The following is a 12,933-nucleotide window of genomic DNA, read 5'->3' on the forward strand; positions in this document are numbered from 1 at the left end:
GCCCTGTATCTGGCTACCTTTGAAGCCACAAAAAAATGGACAACCACCATCCGGAACTGGGGTCAGGTCTACGGAGAATTAAGTATTATGTATGAAGGACGGCTTCCAGAATAAAAAGAACAGATTGGTTAAAACAGGCGGAAAAGCCGCCTGTTATTGACATGCCATCTTTTGGATGGTATATATAAAACAAAGGTGGAGTGCTTCATTTCAAAGCATTCCACCCAGTCTTATCATAGAAGAATCTTATTTACAGACTTTTCTTCATACCCTCGAATATATTGCGCAGACAGACGTTCTGCTCAATACCATTTATCCTCAGCCTAATCAGCCTTGCCTGATTCCCAGATCTGTTGTAAAAACAATGAAAAAAGACGCAGTAATCATCGATATTGTAGGGGTAGGTGTCATTGAAACCATGCACTATACTTCTTTGCTGGATCCTATTTATTTTGAAGAGGGTATTCTGCATTACAATGTAGCCAATATGCCTGCGCTGTGCCCGAAAACTTCTACAAAAGCGCTGCTGATGGCATCTGGTCCGTATATTCAGGCAATTGCTAATAAAGGTTTGAAGAAAGCTTTTGCTGATGATCCTTGCCTGATGAAATCCATTTGCACATTGAAAGGTAAAATCGTAGATGATGAAGTGGCAAGAAACCATAACACAGAATGTCAGCCTTTTGAACTTTCCATGTTAGACTGATTTTGAAAAACAGAAGGGAGGGAAGGGGACATGGAGGAAAAGGCAGCAAAGAAAAAAAGAGTTATTCGTGACCCTTATGTTTGGGAAATCGTTGTCATTTTAGCTGTTTTGGTGGCAGTGTTATCCTATTCGCTCATTGTTTTGCAGGTGGAAGCCCATATTCCGTTTATCATTGTCATCGTTTTCACTTCACTGATGGCAATCAGAATGGGGCATACATGGGAAGGATTAGAAAAAACCATGCTGAAATCCCTTTCATCGGTGCTGCAAGCAATTATCATTCTGGTAATGGTAGGCATGGTCATTGGTGCATGGATCTATGGCGGTATTGTACCTTCACTGATTTATTATGGTTTGAAAATGATCAATCCCAATATCTTTTTGGTGACGATTTTCTTGGTAACTAGCCTTTGTGCCGTTGCTACAGGAACTTCTTGGACCATTGTTGGCACCCTGGGCGTTGCTTCCATGGGCATTGGGGAAGGGCTTGGAATTCCAGCACCAATTACAGCAGGTATTGTGGTTTCTGCCGGATATTTTGGGGATAAATTCTCTCCTCCTTCCGACACACCAAATCTGCATTGTGCCATTGTTGGTGTAAACTTGTTTGATAATTTCAAGTTTATTCTGAAAACAACAATTCCAAGCTATATTATTTCACTGATTTTGTGTGCTATTGTGGGTATGAAATATGCACCCAGCGGTGAAACAGGCATGAATTCCATTGAGATCATCACAAGTACACTGGATGCGAATTTTGTGATCCATCCACTGTTGATTCTGCCAATTTTGATGGTAGTCGGCATGATTTTCTTTAAGATCCCTGCGATTCCAGGCATTTTCCTGATGGCACTGGTAGGCTCATTATGCGGCATTTTTGTACAAGGCGGCAGTTTGGCAGATGCAATCAATGCTGTTCATTATGGATATGTAGGAACAACAGGAGTAACAGAAGTAGATACGCTGCTGACTCGTGGCGGTATGGAATCTATGTTGGGAACTGCTTCTCTGATTTTCTGCGCCATTTCATATGGCGGAATTCTGGAAGCAACAGGCGTACTGCACGTTTTTGATCCAGAAAGTGCTGAAAATTGTAAAGCGGGATGGCACATTGGTTCTTTCAACCGTTGTGAGCTGTATTGTATTGAATATGATTGCCGTAGATAACTATGTAACTGCTGTTATCACAGGCAGTATGTTTAAAAAGGCATATGTGAAAAGGGGACTGCATCCGCTGAATTTAACAAAATGTCTGGCGGAATGTGCCGCTATCACGTCTCCGCTGATTCCTTGGAATACCTGCGGGATTGTCATGGTAGGGATGCTGGGCGTATCGCCAGTAGAATATGCGCCGTATACATTTTCGTGCTGGATTCCTTCCATCGTGATTGTGGTATTTGCTTATTTGAATATTGGTATGAAACGTCTGACGCCGGAAGAACAAAAAGCTTTGTTGGCTGATGAGGAAAATGAGACTCAGAGTTCTATGGAATATGCAGAACCGAAGGCGCAGATGGCGTAAGTACATAATCGGGGTGTTATTTGACAAAAGAAAGCGGCACAGATTGGAGAGATGGTATATGGATAAAAAAGTAAGAGCGCCCCATTTGTGGGAAATTATCGTGGCATTACTTTTACTTGTTGTTGTATTATCTATTGCCATTGGTGTTCTAAATGTGGATACCTATGGACCTTTTATCCTTGTGATCGCTTTTACATCGGTGATGGCAATGCGAATGGAACTGGGCTGGAAGGAGATACAGCAAGCAATTTTATCCTCTTTACAGTCTGTGCTGCAAGCTCTTTTGATTCTGATTATGGTAGGAATGGTAATCAGTACCTGGATTCAAGGCGGTATTGTACCATCGTTAATTTATTATGGGTTAAGAATGATCCATCCGAATATATTTTTGGTAACGATTTTCCTGGTATGCAGCATTTGCGCAGTTGCCACGGGAAGTTCTTGGACAATCATTGGAACATTGGGAATCGCTGCTATTGGAATCAGCCAAGGGATCGGAATCCCTGTTTATATTACGGCAGGGATTGTGGTGTCAGCGGCTTATTTTGGGGATAAGCTTTCTCCCCTTTCTGATACGCCGAATCTGCACTGTGCCATTGTAGGAGTCAATTTGTTTGAGAATTTCAAAAATGTATTGAGAAATACACTGCCAAGTTATTTTATTGCATTAATTTTATGTGTTGTGGTAGGGCTTTGCTATCAGACAGAAAATGGTGGCTCTTTGTCTGAGATTCAGCTCATGACAGAAACATTGGCAGAGAATTTTGTCATCAGCCCATGGTTGATTTTGCCAGTATTGTCTGTTTTTGCAGTGATTTTATTGAAAATACCTGCAATACCAGGAATATTATTTATGGCATTTATCGGTGCATTTTGCGGCATTTTTGTCCAAGGGGAAACAATTGCGGCAGTTATGAAAACGGCTTACAGCGGTTTTGTTGGAAATACAGAGGTAGAAATGGTAAATTCGTTGTTAAGTCGTGGCGGCATATTATCCATGATGCCAACGGTTTTGTTGATTTTCTGCGCAGTATCTTATGGTGGTGTTTTGGAAGTATCCGGTATATTGCAATTCTTCTTGGAAAGAATGATGCGTTTTGTCAAAAAGGATGAAACATTAATTACCTTGACAGTTATCAGTTGTGTCGTAGTGAATTTATTTGCTATGGATAACTATGTAACAGCTGTCATTTGCGGTAATATGTTTCAGGACGCTTATGTGGAACGGGGGTTGCGTCCATTGAATCTGACCAGATGTCTGGCAGAAAGCGCATCAGTCGTATCACCATTGATACCATGGAATACCTGCGGAATTGTCGTATTTGGCATGCTTGGTATCTCTCCCTTGCAGTATGGACCATACGCATTCTTATGCTGGTTGGCACCCATTATGGTGATTCTTCTGAGTCACTGGAAGATTGGGCTGGTTTATTTAGAGAAATGAAAAGAATTGTGAAAATAAAATATTGTATCAAGTGGTTTAAAGCAGTGAGATTGTTTTCTCACTGCTTTATTTATATATTTACAGATAAGGAAGTATTTTTGCAGAAAAATTTTTCAGATATTTTTGTGGAGGTAAAAACTTTAATTTTAGTGGCGAATTAAGGCATATAATTGTATAATGGAAATAAATTCTAAATTTTTAGTAATTTCATTAGAGGAGGTTGTGGTATGCCTGTTTATATCATTGTGATTGCATTGGTTCTTTGCGTTATCGTGTTTTATATTTCCGCATACAACAAACTGCGTCGTCTGTCTGTTAAAGTAGAAGAAGGCAGTGCAGGCATTGATGTGGCGTTGGAAAAAAGATACGATATGCTTTCCGAAGAAATCGAAGCGGTGAAAAAGTTTTTGCAGCATGAATATGATACATATGTAGCTGTGACTTCTGTGCGTGCAGGGAAAGAACTGGAGGAAGAAACTCTGGAGCAGAAAAAACATCTGTCCGAAGAAGCGTTAAAGACCATTGATGATACCATTAAGGCACAGCAGGAGCAGATGGATCGTATCAAAAAGCAGATGGAAAAACATCATGGCTCCCAAAAACATAAAAACAAAAATCAGTCCAATGCAGAAGCCTATGAAAACAGTGTTGCAGAGCAGAAAATGAACATCAACCAAAAGATTGGTATGCTGGCTTCTATCCAGCAGGGGTTGGGCGGTGTAGGAACTGCTATCGATGCTTTGTCAGAACAATACCCTGTGCTGTATTCCTATGTGTCCATGGATTATTTCCAGAAATCCATTTTTGACGCAGAAGAACATTTGCAGGCAGCAAGAAGGCTCTATAATTCCAATGTATCGTTGTACAATCAGAAGCTCGTTATGTTCCCTTATTCTATCATTGCTGGCATCCATGGAATGAGCAAAGCTGATTTCTATCAGGTGGATGAGAATAAAAAGGAATACAAAGTAAACTTTGACTGAAAGTGGGATGTTATATGGAAGAAAAAATAATCAGCGAAGAACAGCTGGAAATTATGCGGCATAAGGCACGAAAAAGACAAAATATTGCCATTGTTTTGACGTTTTTGGCATTTGTATTGTATATAGGCATGTTTTATGTAGCATTGATTGAAAAAGAAGGCATGTCCGTGCTTTTTGTGGTGAAGATCGTCTTTGCGGCAGCTGTCCTTGCTATTGCGACTTTTGGGTTGTTGTGGTACATCGTTGTCCACCGTACTTATGAGAAATTTAATTCAAATTATAAATCCAAGTATGTTATTCAGGTGTTAAACGGTATACCTGGATTTGAAGGATTGGAATATCATCCAGAAGGCGGTTTTACATGGGATGAAATCCGAAATGCGGGGGTCGTTGCGAATGGGGAAAAACAGCACTTTGAAAGTGAAGATCAGCTTTTTGGAGAATATGAAAATGTAAAATTCCGCATTAGCGATGTTGTTACCAAAAAGACTGTACGCCGCGATGATAAGAGAAAAGTCGAAGAAATTTTCAGCGGTCAGGTACTTTGCCTTTTCGGATTCGACGATTTAAAAGTGAGCAAGGGACATATACAGATTTTTGAAAAAGAATTTCTGTCAAGTTTTAGCGGATGGAAGGCGGAATATCAGATTCAGACAGAAAATGAAGCATTTCAGAATCGTTTCCAGGTTTATGCGGAGGATGAGCACAATGCTTATTATATCTTGACACCCCAGCGCATGGAAAAAATCATGGAATTTGCTGATGCTGTAGAAGGTCAGATTTCTCTTGTGTTTTATGATGAAAAACTGTTTGCAGCAGTGAAACGGGAAAGCATGTTTGATGCGGTGATGGACGAACCAGTATCAAAACAAACAGAGTATATACTGGAAGATGCGGATTTCATTCAGAAAGCAAAGGGAATTTTGATTGTGTCATAAATAACTGAAGTTGCAGAATCAATAAAACACCTTACAGTTCCATAAGAAATATTTTGAGCCTGCGTTTTGCAGGCTTTTTTAAAATCAAAGAAGGAAAGAGGGGAGGTCGTCATGGGATTGTTAGACAAAAACAAAACCAATAAGAAAAAAACCACAGACAAAACAAATCAGAGACCGCTGGGTGCCTGCATTGTCACAAAATCTTTATTAGAGGGAACATCCCAACTGAAATGGATGTTTCGGGAAAACAATGGCATTGGCACGGGATGGGTTGCGCTGGGGCATACAGATACCCAAGAATATATCAATCAGGCAGAAAACCTGGCTGTGGTGGATTTTTCTACGTTGATGGAAATAGAGCCTGTGGTACGCAATGTTTTTTATATGCCCATAGGCGCAGACTTGGAATTTATCAGCGATGGGATGTATTTTGTGAATACCAGAACAGGGGAAGAAATTCGAGAACCCGTGAAACATCCTTTGCAAATGGCGTTTGAGAGAAATCTAAAATTTCTGAATCAAGAAACTTATGATATTTCATTCTTTCAAAATCTGTTTTGCAAAACAGAAAAGATGGAAATAATCACTGTTGGAGAGGTTGATTTTCCTACAGGCAATGTGGTTCTTGCAGACCCGATGGTTTATTTAGGCAATGAGAAATATCAGACAACTTTGGAAAAGCAGATTCCGAAAGGCTCTTATGATGTAGAACTTGCTATGATCCGGTCTGCTTTGGCAGGGGTAAGAGTAGCGGCGGCAAGGCTGAAAATCAGTGACCAAATTGCTTTGCGGTATGAAATTGCTATGCCCAAAGGATTTGAACCTGCTGATTTGCAAAAACCTGGCGTGTTTTCCTTTTTTGGTGTAGATGCAGGACTTGCTTGTTTTGCAGATGCGATGACAGCAAAGGAATATAAGACCTTTCTAGAGGAGTGGCATCGGGAATACCCCAATGGAAACCTGTATGAGGATTACTTTGCGCCCTTGTTTGCAGAAAATGTAAAGAGTGGTGTTGCGATGGAAACAGGCGCAGGAAATTTCCTGTTATGGAAATTACCCAAAAGCGGAAAAAAACTGGTCATGTTTGCCAGCGGAATGGGAGATGGAATCTATAGTGCTTATTGGGGATTCGATCAAAACGACAATATTACAGAACTGGTTATACCATTCATGAATCCAGAATATTTTTCATAATTGATGTTTGAGATGTCATTGAAAAAGACTCTCTGAACCATTTTGATGGTTTAGAGAGTCTTTTTTTGAGAGATGTGTTTTCTATGGAATGTGTATTTGGGGGATGGTTGTAATAAGATCAATCTTTCACAGCATAGTAACCAGCAGTTAATGCTTTGGTGTTGGATTCTGCGAATTTTGCTTTACCTTTTTTCGCAAACATATTGTTCATTGCTTCGATTGCTTCTTCTTTGGTAAAGTCTTTTACCAGATGAATGATAGCGCCTGTCATGATGATGTTTGCGCCTTTGGGGTTGCCGATTTCATCTGCAATCTGCATGCAGGGGATTCTTACGACTGTTACATCATCACGGATGTTTGTATCGCAAGTAACCATATCACTGATGACACAAATGCCGCCAGGTGCAACGATTGGCATAAACATACGGAAAGATTCTTCGTTCATAGCCAGCAGAACGTCAGGCTGTTCCTGCTGAGGGTTGTAGATGTAATCATCGCCATATTTTACGGTACAGTTAGCAGTGCCGCCGCGCATTGCGGAACCGTAGGAAGGAGACCATGTGGCATTCATTCCTTTGCTAACAGCAATATCAGACATAATCAGACCGCAGGTCAGAACACCCTGACCACCGGAACCAGCGAAAACCATTTCTTTCATGCTTCTTTCACGCTCCTTTGTTTAAATTCTCCCAGAGGGAAATAGGAAATCAATTCATTGTCAATGCGTTCCATTGCTTTGATGGGTGTCAGATTCCAGTTGATGGGGCAGGGAGAAAGCACTTCAACGATGGAATAGCCTTCTTTGTTCATCTGTGCTTCGATGGCGTTTTTGATGTAGCCTTTCAACTGATTGATATGTGCGGGGCTGCTGACGGTACCGCGTGCAGCGTATGCAATGTGGAATTGAGATGCAACCAGTTCAGGGAAACGCATGGGGAACCCAGTGATGGAGCAGTCACGACCGTGGGTGGAAGTAGATGTTTTCTGACCTTCCATGGTGGTAACGCTCATCTGACCGCCAGTCATACCAAAGTTGGTATTGTTGACAGTGATAACGGTAATGTTTTCGTTTCTGTAAGCGGCATTGATGGATTCAGCAATACCGATGTTGTAAGCATCGCCGTCACCCTGATAAGTGATGATGATGTTATCGGGATTGACACGTTTCATACCAGTTGCAACAGCGCCGGCTCTGCCGTGAGGACAGTGCAGACGGTCTGTCACTAAGCCGCCGCCCAGGTTGGAGGAGCAGCCAACACCGATAGGGAAAATGATATTCTGATCCTGTCCCAGTTCTTCCAGACATTCGCAGATCAGGCGGATAATGATACCGTGACCGCAGCCGGGACAAAAGGACATGGGATTGTCGATAATTGCGGGTACTTTTCTTTCAACAGCCATCTTAATATACCTCCTTTATTTCGCCTGCAAGGATCTGCGCGAATTTGGCTTTGATTTCACGGATGGGAGGCACGCCGTAAACGAAAGGCAGTGCGTAAACGGGAATATCTGCGCGCAGAACTTTTTTGGTAAAGAGAGCCGCGTCATCTACCAGCTGACCGGTAGCGTTGGCTTCAACAGTGATGATGCCTTTTACGTTTTTGTTGATATGTTCAAAGGCTTTTTCAGGGAAGGGCCATGCAGTGATGGGTCTGATTAAGCCAACTTTGTGACCTTCTGCCCGCAGTTCACGAATAGCACCCAGTGTGCTTCTGCCGGGAACGCCGTAAGCAACGAATACATAGTCAGCATCTTCAATGCCTTCTTCTTCCCAACGCTGTTCATTTGCTTTGATTTCAGCGTATTTTTTGTTCAGTTCAACAGCTTCTTTTTTGGAATCTCTATCGAAAATACCGATTTTCTTATAGGAGTATTTGCCGTCAAAGCCCCAGTAATTCCGTTTGGGTTCCTGGAATTCAGGCAGTGTAACGGGTTCCATCATCTGACCCAGAGCGCCTTCTGTCATCATGACTACGACAACTCTGTATTTTTCACCAAGTTCATAAGCGGTAGAAACCATGTCAACAGCTTCCTGAATGCTGGAAGGGCAGAGAACGATACATCTATAGTCACCGTTGCCGCCGCCGCGTGTTTCTCTTAAATAGTCGCACTGAGAGGAGAACAGAGTGCCCAAACCATTGCCGTAACGAACAACGTTGATGACCAGAGCGGGCAGTTCTTCATCAGAAAGAACGGAAATTCCTTCTTGTTTCAAGCTGATACCAGGACCAGAAGAAGCGGTCAGAACTCTGACACCACAGCTGGAACCACCATAAACCATATTGATACCTGCAAGTTCACTTTCTGCCTGCACAAAAGCGCCGCCAACTTCCGGCAGACGCCAGGACAGATATTCCATAATTTCGCTGGACGGGGTAATGGGGTAACCGGCATACAGGCGAACCCCTGCCCGCACGGCAGCTTCTGCAATTGCGATATTGCCTTTCATCATTTCAGCCATTTTCTAATCCTCCTTCATTTATTTTCCCAATACATGGAATACGCCATCGGGACATGTGGTATAGCAAATACCGCAGCCGATGCATTTTTCATCATCAATTACGACCGGATGATATCCAGCCAGGTTGGTATGATCCGCGTGGCTGATTGCTTTTTTAGGACAGAATGCATCACACAGTCCACATTCCTTACATCTTTCCGGTTTTACCAATACTTTCATGAATTGCACCTCATGTGTTCCACTAAATAAAACAATGTTCTAGAATTTGGCTCAATCATAGCACTGGAATTTATACATGTCAACTACCAATATTCTTTTTTTTGAATTATGTGCAACATGCACAAGATGTGTGGATGAAAATCCGTTGGAAAGCCTCTTGTTTTTCATAGAATTTTATGGTAATGTGAAAAACAAGTTCTAATCAATAGAACAGGGAGGTGGGATTACATGACATCGGTTATCATCAATTCCGTAGATCGTGCGCTGGATATCTTGAATTATCTCTATGAACAGGGGAAAGAAGTTTCCATCACACAGATCAGCAAAGATCTGGATATATACAAGAGTACGGTTTATCGGACATTGGCAACATTGGAAAACAAAGACTTTGTGGAAAAGAATCCTGAAACAGAAAAGTACGGTCTTGGTATGAAGCTTTTTGTCATTGGGCACAGCATCGGCGAAAAGATCGGCTTGCAGAAAGTCATCCAGCCCTATGCAAAACAGCTTCATGATGAATTCAAAGAAGCGGTGAATGTATCTGTATTGGAGCACAGTGATGGGGCCCCTTATCACAGCGTGATGATCTACAAAGAAGAAAACAAGCAGATTCTTGGCTTTAATTCTGATTTGGGTTCCAGAAATGAGTGCTATTGTGCCGGAGTAGGAAAGTGTCTGATGGCATTCAAAGATCAAATTGATTTAAGTGTGTATGAAAAATTTCCTATGACGAAATACACGGAACGAACCATCACTACCATCGAAGGTTTAGAAAAAGAATTGGAAATGGTTCGCAGACAGGGATACGCTGTGGATGATGAAGAACGTGAATTGGGTTTGACCTGTATCGCAGTTCCTATTATGAAAGGTTCCACGAAACAGGCAGTGGCTGCCATTAGCTTGTCTGGACCTACCACTAGAATCAAAGACAGTACCTATGAAACAAAAATTAAACGATTGAAGGAAATAGGCAGAGAAATTTCTGAAAAATTAAAATGATTTGCTTGGAAAAAAGGCTTTTCTTTCAAAGCTGCCATATAAGAAAACAGGTATAGCTGGAATCTTCGGGTTCCAGCTATGTTATTTTTGTCAGAAACATTTTTCGTGGGAGGACATTGCGGTTTTTAAAAAGATTCAGCAAAAGAATACTGCTTTTTTAAATAGAGGCGCAGAGAGGCGCTTTTTTTATTGCAAAAAAGAGAGGAAAACAAATACGAAATGCTTTGCATGAAGGAATACATAATTGCGTGATGGTGTCTGTAGAAAACTATATGAAATGTGATATGGATAATTTGTATATTTTTTGTGTGTGAAAAATGTAAGTGTTATACAATTCGCATACAAAATAGAATAAAGTTGTTGTTATTAGAACAGAATTGTGTTTATATTAGTACAGCGAAACAAAAATAGAATAAGGTTCTATACAATAGAACAAATGAAAGGGAGTGCTGCTATGTATTTACTGGTCATCAATCCAGGTGGTACATCAACAAAAGTTGCTGTTTATGAAGATAAGAAAGAGATCCTGAAAAAGAACATTACACATACAGGAGAAGATCTGAAACAGTTCCCTCATGTATTTGATGAATATGAATACCGAAAAAATATGATCGTTGATGTTCTGAAAGCAGAAGGATTTTCTCTGGATCAATTCGACTGCGTTGTAGGTAGAGGCGGTCTGATGAAAGCCATTCCAGGCGGTACTTATCGGGTAAACGACAGAATGGTGGAAGATCTGAAAAATGCCATCAATGGCGAACATGCTTCCAATCTGGGTGCAGTCATTGCAAGAAACATCGGCGATGAGATCGGCGTACCTTCCTTTGTTGTCGATCCCGTTTCTGTAGACGAAATGATTCCCGAAGCAAGAATCACAGGCATTTCTGATCTGGAAAAATTCAGCTGGTTCCATGCATTAAACCATAAGGCTGTTTCCAGAAAAGTCGCAGAAGATATGGGCGGTAAATATGAAGATTTCAATTTCATTGTAGCTCATCTTGGTTCCGGCATTTCCATCGTAGCCCATGAAAAAGGCAAAATGATTGACGGTAGTGGCGGCAGAACCGATGGTCCTTTCTCTCCGGAGAGAAGCGGTGGTTTGCTGGCATATCAGCTCATCGAACTTTGCTACTCCGGCAAGTGTACCAGAGAGCAGATGGTTCGTAAAGTCAGCGCAGAAGGCGGTATGTATGATTATCTCGGTACCAAAGATGCCAGAGAAGTGGAAGAAAGAGCAGCTAACGGTGACGAAAAAGCAAAACTGATTTTGGATGCTTTCATCTATCAGGTTGCAAAAGAAATTGCTCTCTATGGCGCTTCTCTGAAAGGAAAAGTTGACCGTGTGATCTTTACAGGCGGCATTGCTTATTCCGAAAAAATTGTCCATGACGTATATGAAAAAGTTGCTTATCTGGCTCCCAAAGCCGTTGTTCCTGGTGAAATGGAAATGGAAGCTTTGGCACTTGGTGCCCTGCGTGTTCTGAGTGGTGAAGAAGAAGTGAAAGAGTATCTCTGATTTGATTGCTATTATATAGGAAGAAAGGCGGTAAAAATATGCTGAAAAATTTTACGGATCTGCAGGAAAGAGTAAAATCTATCGAACCCAGAACAGTCAGTGTAGCAGTTGCTCAGGACGAAGCGGTTATGTCCGCAGTTCGTGACGCGGCAAAAATCGGCTTTATCAAACCTGTTTTGGTAGGGGATGGCACAAAAATCCGCGAGATTGGAGACAAGATCGGTTTTACAGATTATGAATTAGTAGATTGCCCCGATGAAGCAGAAGCAATGAAAACAGCTGTGGAACTGGTAAGAAATAAAAAAGCCGATGTCCTGATGAAAGGGATTGTCAATACTGCAGTGTATATGCGCGGCGTACTGAATAAAGAATACGGTCTGCGTACAGGCAACCTGCTGAGTCTGCTGGCAGTGTATGAACTGCCGCAGTACCACAAACTGATTTACTGTTCCGATAGCGGCATCAATGTAGCACCTGATCTGGAACAGAAAAAAGTCATCATGCGCAGTGCTCTGAATGCCATGAAGAACCTTGGCTTTGAAAATCCGAATGTGGCAATTCTGACAGCAAATGAAATGGTAGATCCCAAAGTCATCTCTACTGTTGATGCAGCGGCTCTGGTGGAAATGGTGAAGAAAGGAGAGCTTCCTCCTTGTACCGCAGAAGGACCCATTGCTTTTGACGTAGCTTTTGATAAACATGCCGCAGAACATAAAGGAATCGACAGCAAGATTGCCGGAGAAGTGGATCTGCTGATTTTCCCCAATATCGAAGCAGGCAACATCATGGGGAAATCCTGGCTGCAGTTTAATGGCGCAAAATGGGCAGGCATCGTTCTGGGAGCGGCAGCACCTGTTATTTTGGGTAGCCGTTCCGATACACCTGAAATCAAAATCAATTCCATTGCGCTGGCATGTCTGGCAGCAGCGAAATAATATTGTGTATATATTA

The 12,933-nt window shown here is 41.8% G+C and carries 14 protein-coding genes; 10 read left to right on the forward strand and 4 right to left on the reverse strand.

All coding sequences use genetic code 11. The features are described from left to right. Positions 1-175: 175 nt before the first annotated feature. From BUB35_RS10195 to BUB35_RS10220, 7 genes are all read left to right on the forward strand, one after another. Positions 176-706, forward strand: a complete 531-nt coding sequence (locus tag BUB35_RS10195) for a hypothetical protein (RefSeq protein ID WP_072851401.1) — start codon at positions 176-178, stop codon at positions 704-706. A gap of 30 nt (positions 707-736) precedes the next feature. Next, a complete protein-coding gene (locus BUB35_RS10200; RefSeq protein ID WP_084730643.1) occupies positions 737-1,873 on the forward strand; it encodes a Na+/H+ antiporter NhaC family protein in 1,137 nt (378 codons plus the stop codon). Then, positions 1,818-2,228, forward strand: coding sequence for a Na+/H+ antiporter NhaC family protein (locus BUB35_RS19785; protein ID WP_276326389.1), 411 nt, complete (start codon positions 1,818-1,820; stop codon positions 2,226-2,228). Before BUB35_RS10200 ends, BUB35_RS19785 begins: the two co-directional genes overlap by 56 nt. A gap of 58 nt (positions 2,229-2,286) precedes the next feature. Beyond that, positions 2,287-3,672 (forward strand): Na+/H+ antiporter NhaC, encoded by a 1,386-nt coding sequence (gene nhaC, locus BUB35_RS10205; RefSeq protein WP_072851403.1) that lies wholly within the window; start codon positions 2,287-2,289, stop codon positions 3,670-3,672. 227 nt (positions 3,673-3,899) lie between these two features. Next, the gene (locus BUB35_RS10210; protein ID WP_072851405.1) at positions 3,900-4,655 is read left to right on the forward strand and encodes a LemA family protein; all 756 of its coding nucleotides are present in this window, start codon (positions 3,900-3,902) and stop codon (positions 4,653-4,655) included. A 14-nt stretch (positions 4,656-4,669) separates the two neighbouring features. Further along, positions 4,670-5,593, forward strand: coding sequence for a DUF3137 domain-containing protein (locus BUB35_RS10215; protein ID WP_072851407.1), 924 nt, complete (start codon positions 4,670-4,672; stop codon positions 5,591-5,593). Between the two features lie 111 nt (positions 5,594-5,704). Next, on the forward strand, positions 5,705-6,787 hold the full coding sequence (locus BUB35_RS10220; RefSeq protein ID WP_084730645.1) for an immunity protein Imm33 domain-containing protein: 1,083 nt from the start codon (positions 5,705-5,707) through the stop codon (positions 6,785-6,787). A 118-nt stretch (positions 6,788-6,905) separates the two neighbouring features. Here the strand turns inward: BUB35_RS10220 and BUB35_RS10225 are convergent, their stop codons facing one another. Genes BUB35_RS10225 through BUB35_RS10240 form a run of 4 tightly spaced genes read right to left on the reverse strand, consistent with a single transcriptional unit; the run spans position 6,906 to position 9,467 of the window. Then, positions 6,906-7,445 (reverse strand): 2-oxoacid:acceptor oxidoreductase family protein, encoded by a 540-nt coding sequence (locus BUB35_RS10225; protein ID WP_072851409.1) that lies wholly within the window; start codon positions 7,443-7,445, stop codon positions 6,906-6,908. After that, the gene (locus tag BUB35_RS10230) at positions 7,442-8,188 is read right to left on the reverse strand and encodes a thiamine pyrophosphate-dependent enzyme (protein ID WP_072851411.1); all 747 of its coding nucleotides are present in this window, start codon (positions 8,186-8,188) and stop codon (positions 7,442-7,444) included. Before BUB35_RS10230 ends, BUB35_RS10225 begins: the two co-directional genes overlap by 4 nt. Position 8,189: 1 nt before the next feature. Further along, positions 8,190-9,248 carry a 3-methyl-2-oxobutanoate dehydrogenase subunit VorB gene (locus BUB35_RS10235; protein WP_072851414.1) on the reverse strand — a complete coding sequence of 353 codons (1,059 nt, stop codon included), beginning with the start codon at positions 9,246-9,248 and terminating at the stop codon, positions 8,190-8,192. A gap of 18 nt (positions 9,249-9,266) precedes the next feature. Beyond that, positions 9,267-9,467, reverse strand: coding sequence for a 4Fe-4S binding protein (locus BUB35_RS10240; RefSeq protein WP_022364170.1), 201 nt, complete (start codon positions 9,465-9,467; stop codon positions 9,267-9,269). Between the two features lie 228 nt (positions 9,468-9,695). Between BUB35_RS10240 and BUB35_RS10245 the strand changes: the two genes are divergently transcribed. The 3 genes from BUB35_RS10245 to BUB35_RS10260 all read left to right on the forward strand — a co-directional run bounded on the left by BUB35_RS10245 (position 9,696) and on the right by BUB35_RS10260 (position 12,917). After that, entirely contained in the window at positions 9,696-10,466 is a 771-nt protein-coding gene (locus tag BUB35_RS10245) for an IclR family transcriptional regulator (protein ID WP_072851416.1), read from the forward strand. Between the two features lie 454 nt (positions 10,467-10,920). Next, positions 10,921-11,982, forward strand: a complete 1,062-nt coding sequence (gene buk / locus BUB35_RS10255; protein WP_072851421.1) for a butyrate kinase — start codon at positions 10,921-10,923, stop codon at positions 11,980-11,982. 38 nt (positions 11,983-12,020) lie between these two features. Next, entirely contained in the window at positions 12,021-12,917 is an 897-nt protein-coding gene (locus BUB35_RS10260) for a phosphate acyltransferase (protein WP_072851424.1), read from the forward strand. Positions 12,918-12,933: the final 16 nt, after the last annotated feature.

It is taken from the genome of Anaerotignum lactatifermentans DSM 14214 (genome assembly GCF_900142265.1).
Lineage (GTDB): Bacteria > Bacillota > Clostridia > Lachnospirales > Anaerotignaceae > Anaerotignum > Anaerotignum lactatifermentans.

Coding starts and splice junctions, on each gene's coding strand:
- BUB35_RS10195 (WP_072851401.1), top strand. CDS start 176: ATGGTATATATAAAACAAAGGTGGAGTGCTTCATTTCAAAGCATTCCA.
- BUB35_RS10200 (WP_084730643.1), top strand. CDS start 737: ATGGAGGAAAAGGCAGCAAAGAAAAAAAGAGTTATTCGTGACCCTTAT.
- nhaC (WP_072851403.1), top strand. CDS start 2,287: ATGGATAAAAAAGTAAGAGCGCCCCATTTGTGGGAAATTATCGTGGCA.
- BUB35_RS10210 (WP_072851405.1), top strand. CDS start 3,900: ATGCCTGTTTATATCATTGTGATTGCATTGGTTCTTTGCGTTATCGTG.
- BUB35_RS10215 (WP_072851407.1), top strand. CDS start 4,670: ATGGAAGAAAAAATAATCAGCGAAGAACAGCTGGAAATTATGCGGCAT.
- BUB35_RS10220 (WP_084730645.1), top strand. CDS start 5,705: ATGGGATTGTTAGACAAAAACAAAACCAATAAGAAAAAAACCACAGAC.
- BUB35_RS10225 (WP_072851409.1), bottom strand. CDS start 7,445: ATGAAAGAAATGGTTTTCGCTGGTTCCGGTGGTCAGGGTGTTCTGACC.
- BUB35_RS10230 (WP_072851411.1), bottom strand. CDS start 8,188: ATGGCTGTTGAAAGAAAAGTACCCGCAATTATCGACAATCCCATGTCC.
- BUB35_RS10235 (WP_072851414.1), bottom strand. CDS start 9,248: ATGGCTGAAATGATGAAAGGCAATATCGCAATTGCAGAAGCTGCCGTG.
- BUB35_RS10240 (WP_022364170.1), bottom strand. CDS start 9,467: ATGAAAGTATTGGTAAAACCGGAAAGATGTAAGGAATGTGGACTGTGT.
- BUB35_RS10245 (WP_072851416.1), top strand. CDS start 9,696: ATGACATCGGTTATCATCAATTCCGTAGATCGTGCGCTGGATATCTTG.
- buk (WP_072851421.1), top strand. CDS start 10,921: ATGTATTTACTGGTCATCAATCCAGGTGGTACATCAACAAAAGTTGCT.
- BUB35_RS10260 (WP_072851424.1), top strand. CDS start 12,021: ATGCTGAAAAATTTTACGGATCTGCAGGAAAGAGTAAAATCTATCGAA.